The following is a 21,700-nucleotide window of genomic DNA, read 5'->3' on the forward strand; positions in this document are numbered from 1 at the left end:
AAAGGCCATTGGCGCCATAAAGGCAGCTGTTGGCTTCCCTGCTCATTGTAAAAATTTCACTGATAGCTGCGCGGAGTTTCCCTGCTATCTGACTTAGGGAATTCACGCGTAAGAATTTGTTTTCGTTTCAGAAATCAACGCAAAGAACCCGAGGATCGGCAAAATCAGCAGTTTTTCCCTGTATTTTCCCTGATAACAGGGAATTTCGGCTCAGACTGGATAGCTTGGGACTGCCTGCACAGCCAACCACTTCCTTGAATGCAGACGGTGCGTGTGTCCGTTTGGATAGTGGCGTTGTTTCAGTGGGTTGCGGGATCGTGGCATTGGAGCAGACCGTTGTGTGGCATGGGTCAGGCCCTGAACTGCCCTGTCGTCTGGGATCGGCCTTTTCGCGGTCGCACTGTCCGTTTCAGCGATGCGTGAGAGTCGCGATAAGATCGCGTTGGTCCTGCCAGTCGCCGGGCAGGCTGTTACGAGAGTGCTGTCGCAACCACCGTCGCGGCAATGCCCGACGAGTTTCTGGATCGTGTTTTCCAAGGCACTGATGATCAGCAGAGGTACCGTAAACGGCAACTGGAGCACGTATCCCATCGGCGTTCAGTGCTGGACGACATTGAAATCGAGCGTTTGATAGCTTGGGGTCAGGCGCAGCCGGACCCACAGGTATGGCAGGTATTAGCCAACGGGCTTTCAGTCTTCACCCCATCAGGAGACAGCGACCGGGTTAGATTGGCCGATGGCTGCATCCAGTTCCTGGAAGCCAGTCCTAACCCTGTCGACGTGCTCAACGGCTATGCAGAGCAAATTACTCCAAATGGCTGGTCCGGTAGTAGGGCAGATATCATGAAGCGAAACACGGACGCTCTTAGGGTACTTTTGGAACATGAAAATCAGGCCATTCATGAGGCAGCACGTCAGGTCATCGCTCAGGCCCGTACGTGGGAAACCCATGAACGGGCACGTGAAAAGGAGGCTGATGAAGCCAAGGAACGATCATTTGAATAAACACTATTTTTCGACGCAAGAGGTGGTGGCGGAATGTCGAGAAATTGTTAATTTGGATCGTATTTCGCGTCAGATGGTCCGTTGGCCGTGGTCGAGCTGTCCTTCGATAGCGAAGGTCCTGTGTGGATAGCTCCTGCATAGCAAGACATATTTGAAGTAATTTCGCACTGGTCAGAAGCAGACGTGTGTCCGGCCTGTTTGCGCGGCACTCGTAGCCGCCGGCCCTGATGGTTTCCGCGACCAAGTCCCAAACGGCTTATCGAACAACAATGTGTCCTGGACATTCGACGGGGTGTCTTGGTTGGCGGGCTGACTGTGCGCCATCATTTCGTAGGTCTTGCTGTCTCGGGTGTTCCTTTTGTTAGGCTGTGTGAGGCCGGTAGTATTCGTTCTTGGTTAACACCGCCCAGACAATTCGAGCAGTCTTGTTTGCCATTGCAACGGTCGCCAGTCGAGCAGGTTTGCGCTCAAGAAGGCCGATAGCCCATGGATCGACGCGGTCAGGATTCACTTTCATTTGCCGCAATCTCGCTGTCATCCCGGTCACCAAAAGACGCCGAATGTATCGGTCACCCATTTTTGTGATCCGTCCTAATCGTTCTTTTCCGCCACTCGACATGTTCAGAGGTGTGAGCCCCAGCCACGCTGCAAATTGTCGACCATTCTTAAACTGTTTTGCGTCGCCGATAGTGGCAACAATGGCGGACGCGGTCACAGGGCCAACGCCTGGGATCGTGCGCAACAGCATAACGCGTTTGTCCAGTTTCGAATGAAGTCGCATGCGCATCTCGTACCAGCGGAACCGGAGATGCATAGCGACAAGTTGGTGGCTAAGTTGTTTCAGAACATCAATTGCGATTTGCGGAAGGGCGGGCTTTTCTCCCTCCAGAACACCTTTGGCGTATTTGACTGCGGCTCCGGTTCCTTGTGGAATGATGACACCAAACTCGGCGAGCAAACTGCGAAGCATGTTGCTGAGTTGTGTTCGTTGCCTGACGATCAAATCGCGCGCACAATGCAGGAACAAGACGGCCTGCTGTTCCTCGGATTTGGGCGCAACAAACCGCATCGTCGGGCGTGTCACCGCTTCACATATAGCTTCGGCATCATTCGCGTCAGATTTGCCGCGTTTGACATAGGGCTTCACATAATTGGCTGGGATCAAGCGAACATCGTGCCCAAGCTTGGTCAGTTCTCGCGCCCAATAGTGGCTGGACCCGCATGCCTCCATGCCGATCAAACAGGGCTCCAGATTGATGAAGAACTGCATGAGTTGTGCGCGCCGGATCGCTCGATTGAAGACAACCTCCCCATCCTCAGTAATTCCGTGAACCTGAAAAACATGTTTGGCCAGATCGATACCGATTGTTGTAACTTGCATTGGGTAGCTCCTTTCATAGCAGTGATAGACAACTGCAGTATGGCGCATTGCGACGCCGGGTGGAGCAGGAGCTATCCACACCATCCGCTATGATGAGCTGCACTGCAGCATGTCAACTTCGCGTCTAATGACCGCAAAGGGCCGCTCCTAACCATGGTTCCAGCGTCATCGCGTCAGCTGATGCTGCGCCGCAACAGGCTTGGGCCGCAACCAAACCAGTCATGCTGCAAACGGGCGCTAGCTGTCCGCACGGCCCGGTTTCTTTGTATCAACGGACCACTGAGCGCCGGCCAGCACGGCGAGGGTTAACACAGCCGCGAGACCAAAGACTGTGCCCCACGGCGTTTCGCTCCCTAAGCCCGATCCTGTCAAAAAGCCAAACACCAGCCCTGAGGACAACAGGCACAGAGCCGGAAATAAAACCCAGTCACGCATCGAGACGACGCTTTTGTAGTTCAGCGAGGCGCAAAGGGTTATGCGCGCACATAGAACTGACCACACGGCGGCGACAGACGCAAAAGGCCACGCGCCTTGGAACACGGAATGCGCCTCGGCGCTGCTGTTGCCCACGGTAACGTTAAACGCCAAACACAAACACAGCACATAAACACCGATGATCAGAAAGGCTGTCGAGAATAAGAACGCAAAGAAGCCGTGTAGCAGGTTGAAACGGCCCATGGCCGATGTGTCTCGATTGGACGGTTCGGTGACAATAGCGCGATGGTTTTCAATTGCTACGCTTGCAAGCGCCGCGCCGTGCACGCAGCCGTAGACGATCGATCCTGCAATGAAGAGAGTTCCAAAAAGGAACCAGATCGCAAACTGAAACCCCTGATCGGGCTTCTGCGCAGCCATCGCAATCAGATAGAAAAAGTAGACGGCCAAAGGACCGGCGATCAGCATAAGCGCTCGTTCAAACCGAAACCTCACATACCCAAGAGTAGGGTTAAGGCCGAAGGCTTGATAGAATTTGCGGTTTGGCGTAGTGTAAGCCGTGAGCCCGGCGCACACGATCACGCCAATGAAGCTGTTGCCCAGATTGACCAATGCGCGGTTGTCGGCCTCCATTTTCTCATCAAGTGCTTTCAGCCTGTCGACGGAGACCGGAACCAGGGAGCTTTGGACCGCCGCCAGTTGTTTGCGCAGAGTTTCCAGCCGTGTTGTCAGCCGCTCATAATCAGCGTTCAGGCTTTGGCCCTCCGATCCGCCATGGTGCCCGGCAAATGCCGCCGGAGCCTCTTGCATCGCCTGCGCAGCTGTCGCCGAACGATAGATGCGTTTCAGCGAAGATTGGTCTATTCTCGCTTGCAGCTCGTTGTATCGCCCGAGACGCGCGCCCAGGGAATTCAGCTCCGCCACGAGGGCAAGCGCTATATTGTCGAGCCGCGAGACCGGCAGGGCGCCTTTTTCCAGGATATCGACGGTCAGATTGGTATTCGCAGCGACACTGGCCCGCACATCCAGTGATTTGACGATGTCTTCGGTGTCGTTTGCACCAAGATGCGGAGCCGCGGCAATCGCCTCTTCGAGCTTGACCAAACCATCCAGGACCGACACCAGCCTGTCTTTGCACACCATCGCGGTCTTCTCGAAAGCTTCGACAGATTTTGCCATCCGTTCGAATTCTTGACCATTTCGACGCATGGCCTCAAATCCGACATGCTGCGGCAGCAGGCGCTTGATTTGCCAACACATGAAGGCCACGCGCGGCAACAGCTCCATGCGCTTGTCTGCCTGTTGGACACGATTGCTGTCGAACTCAAAATCGAAGTATGTCGGCGTTCTGGAGTCCTCTGCCTGTTGCTCCAAAAACAGTTCCAAATCATGGTCCGGAGGGCGATAGTCAAAGATTGTATGCTTCAGCTCCTGGTATATCCGTCGCGCTTCTTCTGGGATTAGCGCACGCCGCTGAAAGAAGCGCCGTAATTTGCCTTCCCAGACCGATCTGGCAAAGAGTACGGACATGGCGACACCGGCCATAAGGCCGCCACCTCCCACTTGGAAATCGAAAAGAGCGCTCTGCCCCAGTATCAGCGCCAGCGCCTGCTGTAGTTCATTGGCAACCGCGGGAAAGAACACAACTATGAGAAATCCGATTGCAACAAACAACCCGTAGAGGATCGACCACAGCCAAAACCGCAAGGATGTGGTGAACGCGCGCGTCTGAAGCAGCCGCTGTAGATCGTCGATCGTATCACTGGGAAGGCCACTGCGTTGGCTGTCTCCCTTTTCCCCCGCTTCCGCCCATTGACCAAACTCACGGCCAAACCAAAGACCGACGCATACGGCCGCCACGAACCTCAGTGCACTTTGCCAATCGGCTGCTTCATTGGCCGCGTCCGAGCCCATTTGGAACATCTGCACGCCGGTATCGGGTGCAGCTGCGAGGACGAGAACCAATGCGACGAGGGCGGCAAGACTAGAAAATATCCAAACCATTGTCTCTAAAATACGCTATAATTAAAAATTGAAATATTTATCATAATACACGTATGGATGGATTCGTTAATGAATTTCTTTAAACCAGCGTCTCTGCTCGTCCTTTGGTCGGTCGCGACTACCCCTATCGGAGGCGGAGTCCACGCTCAGGCTGTCGAAACAGGCGACTATTGCGGCACCACAATTCGGGTTGGCGTACGCGACGACGCTCCACCATTTTCATTCAGTCCTTCGGCCCTGCTTGTCAGCCCCGACAGCGACCCGACGGCGCAGAGCTGCGGCCCGACGACGCCTAACTTTCCACAGCACGCAGGTTTCACAGTTGCCTTGTGCGACGCATTCTTGGCGCACTTGAACGAAAGCTGCACCGCACGCGGCGCGGAGACTGTCGAGGTCGATGTGGTAAGCCTTACGGCCTCAGAACGCGTCGCGTCGCTTTTGGGAACCTCTGACAAGGAGATCGATCTGCTGTGCGGCGCAACCACTGCAACGGTTTGGATGTCTGGCAGGCTGCCGCACTCGCTTAATACCTTTGTCACGCCCTCTCGGGCCATGACGCCCGAGCGGTTTGGTGTCGGAGAGAGCGCACAGTGTCGGATCGGTGTGGTGGGAGGCACGACGTCGAGCCAAAAACGCGCGGATGATACCATGTTACCGGGTTGGGACCGTTTTGTTTCGTCCAACGCCTTTTGCGGCACCGTGGGGGAGGCACCGCTCGTTGAACATGAGTACAAAGACTATCCCGAGGCGCTCGCCGATCTTCTGAGCGATGCAAAGGCACCAAAGAGCGACCTGTTGATTGCTGACCATCATATCTTGAGATGGTACCAAGAAAACCTGTCATCGCTCAAGATTCAGCAATCCGATACGTTGAGCGCGCCGCTGGTCGGTCAACGGTCTTTCACCTTGGAGCCCTATGCGATTTTTGGAGGGCATGATGATCAGCCGCTCGTGGCCGAGCTCAACCTGTATCTCGCCGAACAGCAGCGCGACGGTCGCTTTGAGGAACATGTCGCCAATTGCTTCGGACGTCGGATTGACGAAAGCCTCCTTCGATTGCTGGAAATCCAGAAGCGCACGCCCTTGGGGGACCCGGCAGCGGAGTAGATGCAATCAAAGGCTCGCCTCCACAGAGGTCGTGTGGACGTCGGATACCTCAACACTTCGCCGAACGTTCAATGTGGAGACGCCGCGTCCATACGTTCCGCTCAGCAAATCGATACCAGTTAACGGCTGCTTGGGTGACATGCGCTGCATCGCAACAGAAGGTGCGCCGCGGCTGCGAAGGTATGCTGCATCAGCGAAGGTCAAAGATCGAACGGCCGCTTCGTCCGCACCTTTCCCATTAGCAGAACCCGAGATTTCGCTATCGCAGCGAATGGCCGCCAAATGGGCTGCGACTGCAGCATTCCGACCGCCTGTCCAAGGTCCGGAATGGGCCGTCTTCAACTGAGAAAATCAGCTTAGGATTCCACATGCTGCACCAGCTCCGATGACGGCAACGAGCCTAATTTCACAAGATGCTGCGTCTCGCTTGAAAGGCAGGACTGCGCAGTTAGCGGACTTTGCAAAGTCCGGACCGGTTTCCAAAAGCGGATCTTCGAAGTGCATTTAGCGAATGGCTGCACGGAACCCCAAGCAGAACTAAATTCAAAAATGTGTTTCAATTGGAACCGGAGCACGGCACTGTGACTGAGCTTCGGACGAGAGAGTGATACGGTCATGAAAAACAGAGTTCTTAGTTCAGTTTTGGTGTGTGTTGCATCGCCAGTGTTCTGCGAAACATACGTCATAACAAGCGCGCCTAGCTCGGTGATCGTGTATCTTGAAGGCGCTAAGGTTACTCGCAATTTGACTGTTGAGTTGCCCGCTGGTCGCCACGATGTTGTCCTACCGGACCTGCCGCCTGAACTGGAGTACCAACTTCCGCAAATCGCCGTGACCAACGCAGTTTTGGGACCGGTGTCGGTACGGAACGATGCATTGCCTCCTCTTTCTGAAGAGGACACAGACGACATTGCATCGGCGCGGGAGCAATTGATGATCGCCCAAACGAACTTGGCCGATCACGAGGACCAAGAGGCGCGCGTAATGTCAGCAGCGGAAGCTGCCGAAATGCAGATAGAGTTCCTCAAAGCTCTGGCTAGGAATGAAGGTTTATCGTCGGACGCAGGCGACCTAAATGAAATTGCAGTTATGGTCGGAGAACAGACCCAGAGAGCACGGCAACAGATACTAGATGCTGAAAAAGCCATCCGTGGCATGCTAAAGGCACGAGAAGTTCTAGAAGAAGCCGTCGAAGATGCGGAAGAAGCTCTGGCTGCCCTGCTGACATCAGACGAGGATCGTTTTCAAGCGGCCGTCACGTTGTCGACGGACACAGCTGCCACTGCAGAACTCTCCGTGTCCTATTTCGTTAGCGCCAGCTGGGAGCCGCTCTACGACGTGACCCTTTCAACAGCAGAAACAGCACAGATTAGCATCCGGCGAGGGGCTGCTATCGAGCAGTCCAGTGGCGAGGACTGGAACGATGTTGAGGTGCGCTTGTCTACTCTGTCGGTGTCGAAAAAATTAAAACCTTCTCGAGTTTTTCCGCGAAAGGTAGTGGCCGTGGATCCTGCACCACCTGCGCAGTCACTTGATCGCAGCTCAATGCTGTTAGCAGAGCCGATTGTTGAAGCACCTGTTATCGTGGAAGAAGTTGCAGCTGCAATCTATGATGGACCAGGTGTTACATACGATGTACTCGCACGCCTAACGGTAGCAAACGATGTGGATGCGGCCAGGATCGCATTGGATACGATCACTTTGCCTGCAGAGGTATTTGCGCGTGCAGTCCCACTGAGAGACGAAACGGCATACCTGATGGCGCGGTTCAAGAATACGTCCGACGAGCCTTTCTTTGCGTCAAATGAGACGTTCTTTTCGGTAGATAACCAATTCGTTGGGCTGTCGGACATGCCTGAGATTCCCGCCGGAGATGAGGGTGTTCTGGCATTCGGACCAATAGAAGACCTTAGATTAGATTTGGAGGTCCTTGACAGAAGCGACGGCGACAGTGGCATTCTAAATCGCTCCAACGTTCGAGACGAAGAAACCCGGATCACTGTGACAAATCTGGGCGACCAGTCCTATTCTTTGGAACTGATTGGCCAAGTTCCTTACAGCGAACAAGAAGAACTTCAGATTACTTTCACAGCTGATCCCGAACCAACGGAACAGAACTACGATTTCATGAGAGGCATCCTGAAATGGGAGCTCGAAGTTGTACCAAATGACGAGATAGTTATTTCAGTTAGTCAAAAAGTTCGCTGGCCTGAAGGCTTGTTACTAAAATAGGACTTCAATCCCGACTTGTCGGCACCCGGCACTGCTGAATTGATCGTGGAGCATTCTTGCGCAAGCGCTACGTTGTTGCTCTAAAGTGATCGACAGCAAAGTTCGCTTATCTCGCATCTGGCCTACCGATCCAATGTCCGCTTGGGGCTGAGAGCAGGCATTTTGCCTAAGTACAGAAGGACGGAAACGATGCTCATCGGTCGAAATCTAGAAGCGGCGTTGCCACAAGGTCGCCTTGCGCAGGAAGCGGACTTTGCAAAGTCTAGTTCAATAGAGGCTCCGAGCCCAACTTGACCACACTCCAAACGGAACCTCGCCCTCAGCGTGAACACCCACAAGTAGTGTTGTCTTGAGCTATGCCCGAAAGTTGGTGACGGCGTGATCAGGCGGCGTTTTGAAGTTGCTTGATCCCGTCATTGAATTCAATCCCCTCAATGATCTCGGGCAGGCGGTTGGCTCCGTCGAGTTTGCGCCATTTCGTCTGGGCTGACATCATCAGCCTGAATGCCATGGCAAGGCCGGTTTTGCGGCTGAGGCATCCCTTGGTTTTGCCGGTTCGGTGTCGGACCGTGGCAAAGGTGCTTTCAATGGGGTTCGTCGTTCGGATGTGTTTCCAGTGTTCAGCAGGAAAGTCATAGAAGGCCAGGAGCACGTCGCGATCTTTGGTCAGCTTGCCAACAGCCTTGTCATATTTCACGCCGTAGGATGCCACGAAGAAATCAAAAGCGACCTCAGCCTCCACGCGGGTTTCAGCTTGCCAAATATCGTGCAGATGACCTTTGGCTTTTGCTTGAACTGACTTTGGCATCGCGTTCAAAACATTGCCGGTTTTGTGGAACCAGCAACGCTGTTCTTTCGTCGCGCCAAAGACCTCGCGCAGCGCATGCCAGAACCCTAGATGCCGTTGAAGAATACGTCCCCCGCGTGCACGACATTGGCCATCTCAAAAAACACCACCAAGTCTCCGTCCGTGTGTGCCCGGGGCGTATGGACGGCGCGCATTATGTCGTCATTTAAATGGAAGCTCATCGAGTCCTTAAAGGTGACAACGGGCAATCCATCGCTTGCCATCGGCGGAAACGACAAGTCGAAAAGAGGAATATCACCTCCATCAGCAAGACGCGTGCGGGCCATCTCGTGGCTGAAAATCGTTGTACCTGTCCCGCCAAGAAGTTCATTTCCGCCAGTATGGTCAAAATGGAAATGGGTGTTGATCAGGAACCGGGGGGGCTCGCCCCCCAATTGGTTTATAAGCGCAAGCAATTCCGGCGAAGCAGGTGCCATCTGATCGTCGATGAGAAACGTGCCGTCGTCTCCGATCATGACGCCGATGTTCCCACCATCGCCTGTCAGCATGTACAGGTTTTCGGCGACTTTCGTTGACATCAGATGGGGCCCATCCGCCAACGCCGGTATTGGAAAGGCGATTATAGCAGTTAAGAACGAGGTCAGAGCCAGAGACCTACTGAGTCTGTGAACCTGTTGTTTTTCAGAAGTGCGGTTATTCGTCATGGTGTGTCTCGTTTCATAATTTGCCGTGCCCAATGCGTTTGTGATCCACGTCAGCCGTGCCTCACCGCTTGTTGGGACGCCTAGGGGGCTTGGATTAGCTCAATATTGTAGCCGTCAGGGTCTTTGATGAATGCGATGGTTTCGTATTCGCCAGTTTCATCCGGTGCCGCTTTCATCGGGCCCGGGTTTCGGGTGATTTCGACGCCCAGCCCGGCCAGATGAAGGCAGGTCTTGGGACCAGCGGCCAAGGCCGTTCCCTTTATCAAGAGCGTTCTTGATCCGACTTACGCAATCAGCGCTGTGTCCAAGGACGGAAGCTTTCTCAGTGCCGCCGGGTTTAAGACAACCAATGGGGCGTTTATCGGTGGCAGGTTTGATGATCTGGCAGGGGTCTATGGATACTTCGGCGCGGTTCTCCGCGGCCATAGTCGGTTTCAATTTGTCCGTTGCAACGGGTTCTGGCAGAAAAACGCAACTGTCAGATTTTCGAGTTTTTCAACAAAATCAGTCCACAGCGGAAGTCTCCAAATCACGCTGCAAGCGCTCGTAGTACCAAAAGCGCTGCAGTTGCGAGTTTAGAGCTGCTGCGATGCAGCAGGAGAACCAGTAGTTGGTTTAAGACGCAGCGAATACTGAGGGCGCAGTTCACAGGCCGCATAACTTTTTGTCCCTCGTTCCAAGCCAACGCATTCAATGCTCCTGCGCAGGTAGAATGGTCCGGACAGACCAGCAGCGGCAGGATGGGAGCCGCGTCGCGCATATCGCTAGGCTAAATAAAGATGTCCCCCAATCTCGCCGAATATCTGCAAACAAAGGCGTGCGAAAAGACTTTAGACGCGCCTAAAGCGCCGCAGCCCCAAAACACCAAGGCCAGAAAGAAGCAGCCAAGCGGGAAGTGGCCCGGGAACCGGCGACGGCGTAGATTCGATAAACGCGAACGCCGCCGCCTCAAGCGAAAAGGTCACGCTTGCGAACGGGTCAAGGTAGTCTAAGGGTGTTTCAAACACATCCTGCAAATCGTCGTCGAACAACCCAAAGCAATCAAAGCCCGCAGAGCTGAAATCAGCATCGGTGCAGTCATATCTCCCGTTTGTGGAGGTAAAGGCCGACCGAAAGCCCAACTCGACAAACGCGTTCGAATCGTAACGCGCATCACGGATCACGACACCATTCAAAAACTCCGTCGAGGACTGGCTCATAAGCTCGTACTCGACATAAAGCTCCAGTGCCTCATCAAGCGGGTTGGTGAAGGTTACGGTTGCGCTGTCGCTACCAGCATCCCTTCCGTTGGCACTGTCCACGAAAGCACTGGCGCTGACCGAGGTGCGACCATCCACAATCAGATCAACCTGCTCAAAATCGGTCTCAAAGGTGAACGCAGTGATCGTGATAGACGCAAAGCCAAACGCAGAGCTGATTGTCGACGCTGCACCCGGTGACGCGGCGACGATCATTAAGGCAAGTGCATATCGAGCAGGTTGCATCTGAAATCTCCCAAACCCGTTTCTAGCCTCGCGCGTACGGCACGCCTCTGTCAACAAGTCATACCCGACGCAATTACTCTTACCCTGCCCGGGATACGCATGGCATGAAAGCCCGAAACTATGGCGCTCTCAAATCCGATTGTCAGGTCTGCCCATCAAAAGCCAAATGCTGCACCAACACCGACACCCGCCGTATCCGCGGCGAGAAATATAAAGTCGTCAGATATTTTGCACGGCAAAAAAAATCCGGTTTGGGCCGCCTCCGCAATGAGATTCAATCATGTCAGGTGGGCAGTCAGAAATTTCCGAGCCATCCGAGCAAGCTCGACTGTCGCAGCAAAAATTTTCAGCCGAACCCGCATTCTGATCTGCCTCTGCCAGTATCATCTGCGCAAGCTCTTTAGCACCAAGATTACTCAACTTTCCAACGGAAAGCGCAGATTTTCGGGCCATAGGCAGAACCTCACTCTGAAAATTCGAATTGTTCACTCCCCTGAGAGAACCGTGATGAAAAATGTTGGTCTACCCAATGATCAAGGTGCTGCGCTATGCGTAATTGGCTGCTTCGATGGGACGCGCCACGGCGTCTAGGCCCAGTAAGGACTGGCATAGCCTTTGCGGCGACATTACGTGTGAGTTGAAGAGTGCTTGATCGGGCCAGTTTGACTAATATTTCGCGAGGACAAGACAAGTTTACAATGCCCCCCGCGAAGGCATGTTTGACGACGGGAAATTTGAGTAGGCTTGCCCCGGACACGCTCTCGCGGGCATACTAAAGTGGTTATGTCCGACAAGTCCGAAACCAATCAAACGTATATCGATCGTATCCGGGCTCTCACGCAGGCCACGCGCGGAGTCTGGTTTACCTATCTCGGCGTGCTTGGGTTTGTCGGAATTACTCTGCTTGGCTTCAATGATGCGGACTTCTTTGCGGCAGATCGTAACGTTAGTCTGCCGCTCGTCGGCGTCGCGGTGCCGGTGATCCCGTTCCTTTTCTTCGGCGCAACACTTGTGACGATGACCTATGCCTATCTCCACGTAACGCTAGAGCCGCTTTGGGCTACTCTCGGTCATGCGCCTGCTCGGATTGATCGCGATCCGCTTTCCGATGTCATCCTGCCTTGGCTCGTCAGCGGTGCAGCACTTCTGGTGCGCGGTCGAGCGCGCCGCGAAGAGCCGCCGCCCGTTGAGGCTGGATCGCTGAGTACACTGGGAATGGTGACGTCGTTCACGCTTTTGTTCGTCGCGGCACCGATCCTCGTTTGGGGGCTCTGGTTTCGGTCACACACCGCACACTTGGCATGGCTTACCATCGCGGTTGGTTTCATGGCCTTGGGATGCGTCTTAATCGGCTTGAAGAGCTTTGCGTCACTGCGCGACAGGATGAGCAACCGCCCACAACGAACGCGCAGGACATTGACGATCAGTTTTTTAACGGTGGCAATCGGTCTCATGCTTGCTGTTTCACTAGTGCGGACCGAGTGGGATCCCCTCGGACCTTCGGTGACGCGTTACCCCGAAGATCCGGCCGTCACGGAACGCGTCGTAAACTGGTTTCGTCCCGCTGTCGCCGACTTATCACGCATTCGTTTAACGGAGATGACACCGACTTGGCGCCCGCATGATGAAGCGTTGCGGAGGTTCCGGCGCGACTGGTGTGCCGATATCCCCGACCCGGACTGCCGCAACCGGGGTCTGGAGGATGAGGACCTCAACGCTGCCTTCGACGCCGCCCGCTCCCGAGAGATCGCCGTAATGAGGAGCCCAGATCTAAGCGAGCGGCACATGGATCACGCCAATCTTTTAGCTGCATTTCTTCCGGGCGTGACGCTGACCCGGACGCGGCTGCGCCGTGCCGATATGGAAGCGGCGCAGATGGAAGGTATCCGCGCACTTTTCGTGGATATGACCGCATCGGGTCTACGCTACGCGCGTTTGGACGGAGCAAACCTGCGCTACGCCAAGCTAATCGGCAGCAACATGTACAACCTAAGTGCTACGAATGCAGATTTCTTGCTGGCGGATATGCGTGGCGCAAATCTGGAGAATGCGGACTTTCGCCACACTAATTTGAATGACGTCAATTTCATGGGTGCATCCTTGGACGCGACGCGGCTCGACGGCGCTCTGCTGGAGCGGGCGAAGTTTTCTAACGCCGACTTGATCGGGACGACATTCGAACGGTCCAGTCTCTTCGGCGCCGATTTCGCGCATGCTAGGTTGAGGTTTTCGCGCCTCGTCAATGTTAAACTGACGTCGGCTGAGTTTCTTGGGGCATTGGTCAGCTCGACCCACATTGAGGGGCGCGCTGACTGGCCGGTTGGCCAGCCCGACTTTACCGAAGCCGTGCTTCTTGGGGTCACATTCCGCAATCTCGACCTGTCGCGCGCGCAATTTGATCAGCCGGGTCAGTTGGATCAGACCTTCGCGGATGGCAGCGTTCGCCTGCCTGAGGGTATGGCGCGGCCCTGCCACTGGCCCGACGACGTCCTGAACAACCTTGATTATCATCGGCATTGGCGCGGGGTATTCGAAGCAATGCCCTATACGCCGTCATGGAGCGCCGCGGTGCCTGAAGCTTTCATAGATGTCGCGCCGGTTCCGTTGCCTGAAGACTGCCTGATCCAACCTTTCGATGACGAAGCTTGGAGAGCTGAAGAACGTGCATTCTATGAGCGGCGGCGGGTCATGAATGACAAGTTATCGGAGGAGTTCAGCTCTTGGCTTTGGCCGATCTCTTCACGCCTTTCGGTACCGTAGAGAGGCTTTCGTAACGATACCGCATAGAATGGCCTGCCTATGGGGGCGGTTTTGATGACGTCCAACCTTGCGTCACGTGCCAGGCGGTCAAGCTCTTCCAGCTTGGGATGGAACCACGGAGTCCATTGCCATGTTAATTGGGTTTGACCCAGCCACCTGATTCAGTCCGTTTAGGTGTAGAATCCGTTCCTGTCTCTTTCTGTTGATTTGGTTGCGGTCAAGGCCTGCTGGGCGTGGCCCCTGCGTTGCACAAGCGAGGCAGGCCGGGTGCTGCAAATGAGACTCGCATAAACGGCTGCTCCCGGTCAATCTTATTGGATGCAGACTTAGCAGCTATCGAAACTAAGTTCCTTCAGGGTTCTGACTGGACAAATAGGCCCTCAACCGTAAGCTACTCTAAAAAATTTGAAGGGATATGCATGTTTACCAGATTTTTTGCAGCGACAATTGCCTTAGTCTTCTTGTGTAGTCTAATTCCCGAAACCGTGGCTGCTCAGCGCCTTCCTGTTGAGCGCAGCTTGCAAAAAAATCAAACCGAACATGGTTATGCCAAGATACGTGGACTGACACGCTTAGGCAAACGTGCGCAGCGGTTTGAAGTGCGGCCGGGCGATTGCGGTTGGGACAGCGGTTGGTCCGATTGCGACAATGACCGCGAGCGTTCGGAGCTTTATGTCAAAAGGGATTGGCGTCATGGCACCGACCAATGGATAGCGTTTTCAATATATCTTCCCCCAGATTTCAAAACAAGCTCACGGGTGCGCACGACAGTGGGTCAAGTTAAGATGAAGGGAGGGCCGTCCGGATTTGCCGGTGGCTTCCCATCCGAGCCGGGCGTTTTTCAGATGGAGATGCTAGGCAACCGATACTTCTTACGCGTACATGTTCTGTCCGGGCCATTTAACAACGTACGCAACGACATCGCAGACTATCAACTTGCCAGTATCAGCGAGTTACGAGGAAAATGGACCGACTTTGCAGTTCGACTGAACACTCAGGGCTCTCCTGGTACGCTGGAGGTTTTCAAAAACGGAAAGCAGGTTGCAGTGCACCCCTATAATCAAAGTTACGAGCCAAAGTCTTACTACTTTAAGTATGGTATCTACCGATCTTTTGTGAGCAGGCATAGCGGTCCGATGCCAACTCAGGTGGTCTTCATTGACGAGGTGCGCATGGGTAAAACCTACGAAAAAGTTGCCGTTGAGCTCCAAAAACGAGCAGTCGATTAACAGGAGCACAAAAAAGCCATCGTTGGCGCAATGTGCAGCATCCTGTACATTGGTCTCCAAGCCGACCTCGGATGCCGCGCAACATCTCCCAAATCGAGGCCTCCATTCTTCGTCAATAACGGCCCATATTTGCCTTTGGTGACAGAGTTCTGCGCTGCGTTGCAGTTTGCCCAAAGCGGATGGTGTGGATAGCTCCTGCTCCACCCGGCGTCGCAATGCGCCATACTGCAGTTGTCTATCACTGCTATGAAAGGAGCTACCCAATGCAAGTTACAACAATCGGTATCGATCTGGCCAAACATGTTTTTCAGGTTCACGGAATTACTGAGGATGGAGAGGTTGTCTTCAATCGAGCGATCCGGCGCGCACAACTCATGCAGTTCTTCATCAATCTGGAGCCCTGTTTGATCGGCATGGAGGCATGCGGGTCCAGCCACTATTGGGCGCGAGAACTGACCAAGCTTGGGCACGATGTTCGCTTGATCCCAGCCAATTATGTGAAGCCCTATGTCAAACGCGGCAAATCTGACGCGAATGATGCCGAAGCTATATGTGAAGCGGTGACACGCCCGACGATGCGGTTTGTTGCGCCCAAATCCGAGGAACAGCAGGCCGTCTTGTTCCTGCATTGTGCGCGCGATTTGATCGTCAGGCAACGAACACAACTCAGCAACATGCTTCGCAGTTTGCTCGCCGAGTTTGGTGTCATCATTCCACAAGGAACCGGAGCCGCAGTCAAATACGCCAAAGGTGTTCTGGAGGGAGAAAAGCCCGCCCTTCCGCAAATCGCAATTGATGTTCTGAAACAACTTAGCCACCAACTTGTCGCTATGCATCTCCGGTTCCGCTGGTACGAGATGCGCATGCGACTTCATTCGAAACTGGACAAACGCGTTATGCTGTTGCGCACGATCCCAGGCGTTGGCCCTGTGACCGCGTCCGCCATTGTTGCCACTATCGGCGACGCAAAACAGTTTAAGAATGGTCGACAATTTGCAGCGTGGCTGGGGCTCACACCTCTGAACATGTCGAGTGGCGGAAAAGAACGATTAGGACGGATCACAAAAATGGGTGACCGATACATTCGGCGTCTTTTGGTGACCGGGATGACAGCGAGATTGCGGCAAATGAAAGTGAATCCTGACCGCGTCGATCCATGGGCTATCGGCCTTCTTGAGCGCAAACCTGCTCGACTGGCGACCGTTGCAATGGCAAACAAGACTGCTCGAATTGTCTGGGCGGTGTTAACCAAGAACGAATACTACCGGCCTCACACAGCCTAACAAAAGGAACACCCGAGACAGCAAGACCTACGAAATGATGGCGCACAGTCAGCCCGCCAACCAAGACACCCCGTCGAATGTCCAGGACACATTGTTGTTCGATAAGCCGTTTGGGACTTGGTCGCGGAAACCATCAGGGCCGGCGGCTACGAGTGCCGCGCAAACAGGCCGGACACACGTCTGCTTCTGACCAGTGCGAAATTACTTCAAATATGTCTTGCTATGCAGGAGCTATCCACACAGGGCATTGGCCAGTCACACCTGACTGAGGTAGCAACCACTGAGTGACTCAAGTCCATCTATGCAGCAGGCAATCATGAATTACGCAGCGCTCTTCCATTTCGTGGGAGTAACGTAAACGACGCTGTCATCCACGCTGACCATCACATCGCCTTCCTGAATATTGATCTGCAGCTTCATCGTGCGGCTTGCCAGCTGTGCCAGTGCGCCTGTGTCCGTCTCGGAGAAATTTATCACCTGAAGATTATCAAAACGGGTGGTGCTATTATTGATCTTGTCCCACCAAATCTCGGCAGTCCTGCCGCCATAGGAATAAACAATCACCTTGTCGGCTTTGCCACAAGATTGACGCATCACCTTCTCGCTTGGAAGTCCCAGGGCCACCCATACATCAAGTTCTCCGCTCAGGCTTTTCTGCCAAATGTCTGGCTCGTCATCCGTTGAAAGGCCTTTCGTCATTTCCAAATGCTCATGAGCGTTTAGCGCAAAAGCGACGATGCGTATTTTATCGGCTGCGCCCACTGACGGCTTATGGGGGGATAACCGCACCGACGAGGACCAAATCGGAGCCAGCTACAACGAACTCGAATGGGCAATGACTTTCGACGGAGACAGATCAACACTCGACGAACGGCAACTAGCCGTGCTTGCCATCTACGATCGCCTCCACAGTGCTAATCGTCACAAGATGGAGCCAATCCCAGTTTGCAACATCCCAAATGCGTTGCGATAGCTCATCCAAAAATGGCAGCTTTAGATCGCAGTGCCCAAGCCGATCAAGCACAAGCATTCGGGAACGGGAGGAATGCGCAGTCAACATGGCAGTGTTCGCCGTTGCAGTGAAAATCTGACAGCAGTTTGGAGCATTTACGGTAGGAGCGTTGCCGGGCACCGGTGACGCTTAGCATTTGCAAGGCAGAAACCCACGTCAATGGCACTGAAACTGTAAACTAGGCACTATCGGCTGTAGAAATGGCTACCGCTATCTGTAACGACCAAAACCAATTCAGAATCTACCTACGTGAGAAAACGCGCCCGACAATGGCTCTGATATTCACCTTCGCGTACATCACATCGTTGATTGCGCGGACCTACGGCGGGGCCTTCAACACGCGGTTGGCTATGGACGGCATGCTATTGTTCCCCGGTTTGTTTTTGGGTTTGGTGTCGGCAAACGGGCACGACAATTCATTAGTAAAACCAAGCGCACAATCTGGCCGCTTGTTCTGATTTACTACGTCGATGCCGGGTTAATTGCTGCATGGTGTGAATTGCGACAAATGGTAAGGCATTTCAGACTCAATCTCATAATGCGATCAAAGCTCCAGAGCGACGACTTCGCGGGCCTCGGTGAGCCTCTGAATGAAGAGTGGGAAGCAACTCAATTGGCAGGCGTCCTGCCAACAAGAAATCTTTAGCCCAGTCCAGAGCCGCCATTCAATTGAATGAAACGAACGGCAGGAATGTCCCGCGTTGTAGATCTAGAGGGGTCAATATCTCACCGTAGCCTAGACCAACGCGGCCAGGTCACAGCAGTGAGCTAACTTGCGCATTTGTTAAAGTTGCACCCGGGGCGACTTTCTAACGCCGTCGTTTGAAACGCGGATCGGACCGCCTCTTTCATAGCAGCCTGTAGTTGGGTCTCCTTGGCCCCTCTCGCAGCCATGACCAACTTCGACGCAGGCGTCGATCCAAACCCTAGGTTTTCATCTACGGCGGCCAGACCAGAATGTAGGGATGATCGACCCAGCAGGCCAACGGCGATCCCGGCTTCGACGGCCGCGATCACGCCGGAAACGCTCTGGCTGGAATAGGCGATCCGGTAGGGCTTGCCGCGCGCCTCAAGGGACGCAATCGCCACATCGCGCCACCAGCAGGCATGATCGAATAGGGCCACAGGCAGGCTTTCGCCGGTCGGGAAATCCCGATGTGTGGAGGTCATCCAGCATGTGGGGTCCTCGAACAAGACCTCCTCTTGCGGTTTCGGATGTTCCACTTCGTAAATGGCAAGATCGAGCGCCCCTTTTTCCAGCGCATTGGGGAACTCTGTGCTCAACGCACAAGTTACGACAAGCTCGACCCCGGGATGATGGCGCGTGAAGGCAGAAATGATCTCCACCAGCTTAGCCCTGCCATGATCGTCAGGAATGCCCACATGCAGCTGGCCCGACACCGCGCACTGAGAAATTTCCCGCAGCGTCACATCAAGGCGCGCCGTCACATCCTGGGCAACGGGCAGTAGCCGACGTCCGGTCTCGCTCAACACGACGCCGCGCCCGTGACGGTCGAACACAGATCGCCCCAGGATAGCCTCAAGGCGTTTGACCTGAATGCTGGTGGCGGATTGCGATCTGTGGATGCGCGCAGCGCCATCAGTAACACTTCCCGCCTGAGCGACAGCTAGGAAGGTGCGAAGCAAGTCACTATCAAGATTTTCCATTTGCAAATCCGATGGCAGGTATTCAAGCTATTCGTTTCACATATGCTTTGTCGATCGCTATTTTGCAAGGTCAAAGGAATATTCCATGGCCGATCAAACCATAGTGCGCCGAGGCACAAGCAAGAAGCGTGCGCTCTGGAGCCTTTGCCTTGCCTTGCTTGCAGGCATCTCATTTGCATGGCCTGAGCATGTGCTGAACGCCACGCTATTTGTTGGATGGGGCCTTGTCACCGTCGCCCCCATCGTTATCCCCGGTATCCTTCTTGCAGCTTGGATCATCGCCAGTGGCGCGGATACGCACATAGCCAGCGCGTTTGAAGGAAGGACGCTGCGCGCGGTAGCGGCTGCATCGCTGATCGGAGCCATCACACCGGTCTGCGGTGTGACAGTTCTACCACTGATGGTCGGTCTCTTGGCGGCGGGCGTGCCGCTTGCGCCAATCATGGCGTTCTGGCTCTCGTCTCCCATTACCGATCCGGCCATGCTTGCCACAACGGCTGCAACGCTTGGTCTGAGCTTTGCAATTGGCAAACTGGTGGCAGCAATCGGGTTGGGGGTGTTCGGCGGCGCGACCACCGCATTGTTCGCCAAGTCGCCTTGGGCATTGAACCCGCTTCGTGACAATGGTCTGGCCCGACAACTGAGTGCTGCGCGATGCGGTGATGTTCAAAGCTTCGAACCAAAGGTCTGGCGCACCGCTGAACGGCGTCAGTCTTTCAGCACACAGTTCCGCGCAACAGCGCGGATCATCGTGATTTGCCTGATACCGGCTTTTGCCGCCGAATATGCCCTGAACGCGGCGCTGACACCGGGGTCGCTTGCCGCATATGTTGGTGAAGATCAATGGTGGGCTATTCCCGCTGCCGTCTTTGTAGGTGCCCCGGCCTACATCGATGGCTATGCGGCTTTGCCCCTGGCGCGTGGCCTCATTGATAACGGCATGTCCGAAGGGGCCGCGATGGCCTTTCTGATCTCAGGCGGTGTGGTAAGCATCTGGGGCGCGATGGCCATCGCGCCTGTGCTGAAACTAAAACCGTTCCTGCTGTATCTGCTGCTCGCGGTGCTAGGGTCTTTGGCAGCAGGATACGCTTTCGAGTGGGTCATTTGAAGTCTGGTATCGGCTTGGAAGCAGGCCTTGGTAAAGATCTGAAAGATCCCTAAATGTACCAATTAATGCATAGCCCGGCGAAAGACTGGTTTTCCAGAAGCCTGACACTGGTGACCAACGCTGCCAAGGAGTGCAGTACGCCGACCATACTGCCTTCTGCGCGGTAGCGAATGTCAGGTTCGGCTTCGTAGACAAACAATCATGGCAGCAAGGACAATTATGGAACAAGCAAAGGCTGTCGCAGTGATTTCCTCGCCAAGAAACAATGCTGACCAAGCGAGAGCAACGAGCGGTAGAAGTAGGTTAATCTGGCCAATCCGGGCAATGCCGCCAAGGGAAAGACCCCGATACCAGAACACTGACGCCAGAAACATGCTGACGATCCCGAGATAGGCCAGCGAAATCCAGCTTGACGCCGCAACAGCTTCGATGTCGATCTCTCTGGCTCGCACCAAGAGCGGGACAATTGCCGCTGGCGTCAGAAAAAGCATTGCCCAACTCAGCGTGGCAGTCCCTCCAATTTCACGTGATACTCGGCCCCCTTCGACATAGGCGACGCCCAGACTCAACATGCCAAGCAAGAGCCATCCATCTGAGAGGCTAAGATGTCCTCCCCCTGCGTCGTATGCGAAATAGAAAACTGCACAGAATCCCACAATAGAAGCAGTCCAGAAAGCGATTGATGGCCGCTCGCCAGTGCGTACCACCGCGATAATAGCGGTTGCAGCAGGGGCAAGACCGGTCACGACAGCACCATGCACGGCGGGCACCTTTTCTAGCGCCAAGGCAAGAAAGAATGGGTAACCCACCGCCAGACCGAGGCCCATGACGATAATGGGCAGCACAAACCTGCGCTCTGGAAACCTTGTTTGTCGGCTCAGGACCAGAAAAATCGCACCAAGGAGGCCCGCCATAACGATCCGTGCGCTGGTGATGTCCAGCGGCGAAAAATCGAAGACCGCTGTACGCGTGGCGACAAGCGTTCCGCTGAACCCAAGCATTCCGAGAACACCAAAGAAAATCCCGGCTGAAAGATTTGTTGATTGAGCATTCATGCCGTTGCCTCGCGTGGAAAAGTGACAACCTCTATTTTGTTGCCATCCAAATCGAAAATGAATGCACCAAAATAGGGTGTCTTCGCGCCCTGACGGTCCCTAGGCATACCGGCATCAGACCCACCCTTTGCTAGCGCTACCGTATGAAAGCCGATGACAGCGTCTTTGGAAGGGCACCGAAAACAAACATGAGCACCACAATCTTGCGCAACAGCTCCCATGTTCGGCCGCTCATTCAGCCAGAATTCCGGATAGGACTTGCCAAATCCAACGCTGTGTTCGCGGGAAACAAGCTCACAGAGTCCTATTTTTTCAAGAATTTCGACATAGAACGTCCGTGCCGCCGCAAGATCGGTGACCGATACGGACACATGGTCAATCATTTGGTGCTCCCCATTGCGCATCCCGGCGCTGGTTTAGGAACT

Annotated in this window: 17 protein-coding genes and 1 pseudogene; 7 read left to right on the forward strand and 11 right to left on the reverse strand. The window is 54.4% G+C overall.

What is annotated here, in order from left to right; all coding sequences use genetic code 11:
• The first annotated feature begins 504 nt into the window (after positions 1–504).
• Entirely contained in the window at positions 505–1,005 is a 501-nt protein-coding gene (locus RLO149_RS13905; protein ID WP_013962732.1) for a hypothetical protein, read from the forward strand.
• 361 nt (positions 1,006–1,366) lie between these two features.
• On the opposite strand, the gene RLO149_RS13910 is transcribed toward RLO149_RS13905, so the two are convergent.
• Together RLO149_RS13910 and RLO149_RS13915 are read right to left on the reverse strand one after the other, a co-directional pair.
• Positions 1,367–2,386 carry an IS110 family RNA-guided transposase gene (locus tag RLO149_RS13910; RefSeq protein WP_013960549.1) on the reverse strand — a complete coding sequence of 340 codons (1,020 nt, stop codon included), beginning with the start codon at positions 2,384–2,386 and terminating at the stop codon, positions 1,367–1,369.
• A 237-nt stretch (positions 2,387–2,623) separates the two neighbouring features.
• Positions 2,624–4,825, reverse strand: coding sequence for a hypothetical protein (locus tag RLO149_RS13915; RefSeq protein WP_013962733.1), 2,202 nt, complete (start codon positions 4,823–4,825; stop codon positions 2,624–2,626).
• Positions 4,826–5,167: 342 nt separating this feature from the next.
• Between RLO149_RS13915 and RLO149_RS13920 the strand changes: the two genes are divergently transcribed.
• Entirely contained in the window at positions 5,168–5,932 is a 765-nt protein-coding gene (locus RLO149_RS13920; RefSeq protein ID WP_158308159.1) for a transporter substrate-binding domain-containing protein, read from the forward strand.
• Between the two features lie 615 nt (positions 5,933–6,547).
• Positions 6,548–8,164, forward strand: coding sequence for a DUF4139 domain-containing protein (locus tag RLO149_RS13925; protein ID WP_013962735.1), 1,617 nt, complete (start codon positions 6,548–6,550; stop codon positions 8,162–8,164).
• Between the two features lie 382 nt (positions 8,165–8,546).
• On the opposite strand, the pseudogene RLO149_RS13930 reads toward RLO149_RS13925, so the two are convergent.
• The 5 genes and pseudogenes from RLO149_RS13930 to RLO149_RS23580 form a co-directional block, all read right to left on the reverse strand.
• Positions 8,547–9,062, reverse strand: a pseudogene (locus tag RLO149_RS13930) (IS256 family transposase); the annotation flags it as partial.
• A complete protein-coding gene (locus RLO149_RS13935) occupies positions 9,059–9,676 on the reverse strand; it encodes an MBL fold metallo-hydrolase (RefSeq protein WP_013962736.1) in 618 nt (205 codons plus the stop codon). The pseudogene RLO149_RS13930 and the gene RLO149_RS13935, both read right to left, overlap by 4 nt.
• Positions 9,677–9,756: 80 nt before the next feature.
• A complete protein-coding gene (locus tag RLO149_RS23800) occupies positions 9,757–9,942 on the reverse strand; it encodes a VOC family protein (protein ID WP_158308161.1) in 186 nt (61 codons plus the stop codon).
• A 564-nt stretch (positions 9,943–10,506) separates the two neighbouring features.
• Positions 10,507–11,160 carry a hypothetical protein gene (locus tag RLO149_RS13945; RefSeq protein ID WP_013962739.1) on the reverse strand — a complete coding sequence of 218 codons (654 nt, stop codon included), beginning with the start codon at positions 11,158–11,160 and terminating at the stop codon, positions 10,507–10,509.
• Between the two features lie 219 nt (positions 11,161–11,379).
• Positions 11,380–11,613 carry a hypothetical protein gene (locus RLO149_RS23580; protein WP_013962740.1) on the reverse strand — a complete coding sequence of 78 codons (234 nt, stop codon included), beginning with the start codon at positions 11,611–11,613 and terminating at the stop codon, positions 11,380–11,382.
• Between the two features lie 330 nt (positions 11,614–11,943).
• Between RLO149_RS23580 and RLO149_RS13950 the strand changes: the two genes are divergently transcribed.
• From RLO149_RS13950 to RLO149_RS13960, 3 genes are all read left to right on the forward strand, one after another.
• Positions 11,944–13,920: a pentapeptide repeat-containing protein gene (locus RLO149_RS13950; RefSeq protein ID WP_013962741.1), complete on the forward strand. Its 1,977-nt coding sequence runs from the start codon at positions 11,944–11,946 to the stop codon at positions 13,918–13,920.
• Between the two features lie 419 nt (positions 13,921–14,339).
• Complete coding sequence (locus RLO149_RS23195; RefSeq protein WP_013962742.1) at positions 14,340–15,149, forward strand: heparin lyase I family protein; 810 nt, start codon at positions 14,340–14,342, stop codon at positions 15,147–15,149.
• A gap of 263 nt (positions 15,150–15,412) precedes the next feature.
• A complete protein-coding gene (locus tag RLO149_RS13960) occupies positions 15,413–16,432 on the forward strand; it encodes an IS110 family RNA-guided transposase (RefSeq protein ID WP_013960549.1) in 1,020 nt (339 codons plus the stop codon).
• 321 nt (positions 16,433–16,753) lie between these two features.
• On the opposite strand, the gene RLO149_RS13965 is transcribed toward RLO149_RS13960, so the two are convergent.
• Together RLO149_RS13965 and RLO149_RS13975 are read right to left on the reverse strand one after the other, a co-directional pair.
• Positions 16,754–17,194: a YaeQ family protein gene (locus RLO149_RS13965; RefSeq protein ID WP_245538063.1), complete on the reverse strand. Its 441-nt coding sequence runs from the start codon at positions 17,192–17,194 to the stop codon at positions 16,754–16,756.
• Between the two features lie 1,018 nt (positions 17,195–18,212).
• Positions 18,213–19,112: a LysR substrate-binding domain-containing protein gene (locus RLO149_RS13975; protein WP_013962746.1), complete on the reverse strand. Its 900-nt coding sequence runs from the start codon at positions 19,110–19,112 to the stop codon at positions 18,213–18,215.
• 85 nt (positions 19,113–19,197) lie between these two features.
• Here RLO149_RS13975 and RLO149_RS13980 point away from each other — a divergent pair, with 85 nt between their 5' ends.
• A complete protein-coding gene (locus RLO149_RS13980; protein ID WP_013962747.1) occupies positions 19,198–20,220 on the forward strand; it encodes a permease in 1,023 nt (340 codons plus the stop codon).
• A 173-nt stretch (positions 20,221–20,393) separates the two neighbouring features.
• Here RLO149_RS13980 and RLO149_RS13985 read toward each other — a convergent pair whose 3' ends face one another.
• A complete protein-coding gene (locus RLO149_RS13985; protein WP_013962748.1) occupies positions 20,394–21,275 on the reverse strand; it encodes a DMT family transporter in 882 nt (293 codons plus the stop codon).
• Positions 21,272–21,658 carry a VOC family protein gene (locus RLO149_RS13990; protein ID WP_013962749.1) on the reverse strand — a complete coding sequence of 129 codons (387 nt, stop codon included), beginning with the start codon at positions 21,656–21,658 and terminating at the stop codon, positions 21,272–21,274. The genes RLO149_RS13985 and RLO149_RS13990 overlap by 4 nt, the downstream gene beginning before the upstream one ends.
• Positions 21,659–21,700 lie beyond the last annotated feature (42 nt).

Origin of the sequence: Roseobacter litoralis Och 149 (genome assembly GCF_000154785.2) — a bacterium.
GTDB classification, from domain to species: domain Bacteria; phylum Pseudomonadota; class Alphaproteobacteria; order Rhodobacterales; family Rhodobacteraceae; genus Roseobacter; species Roseobacter litoralis.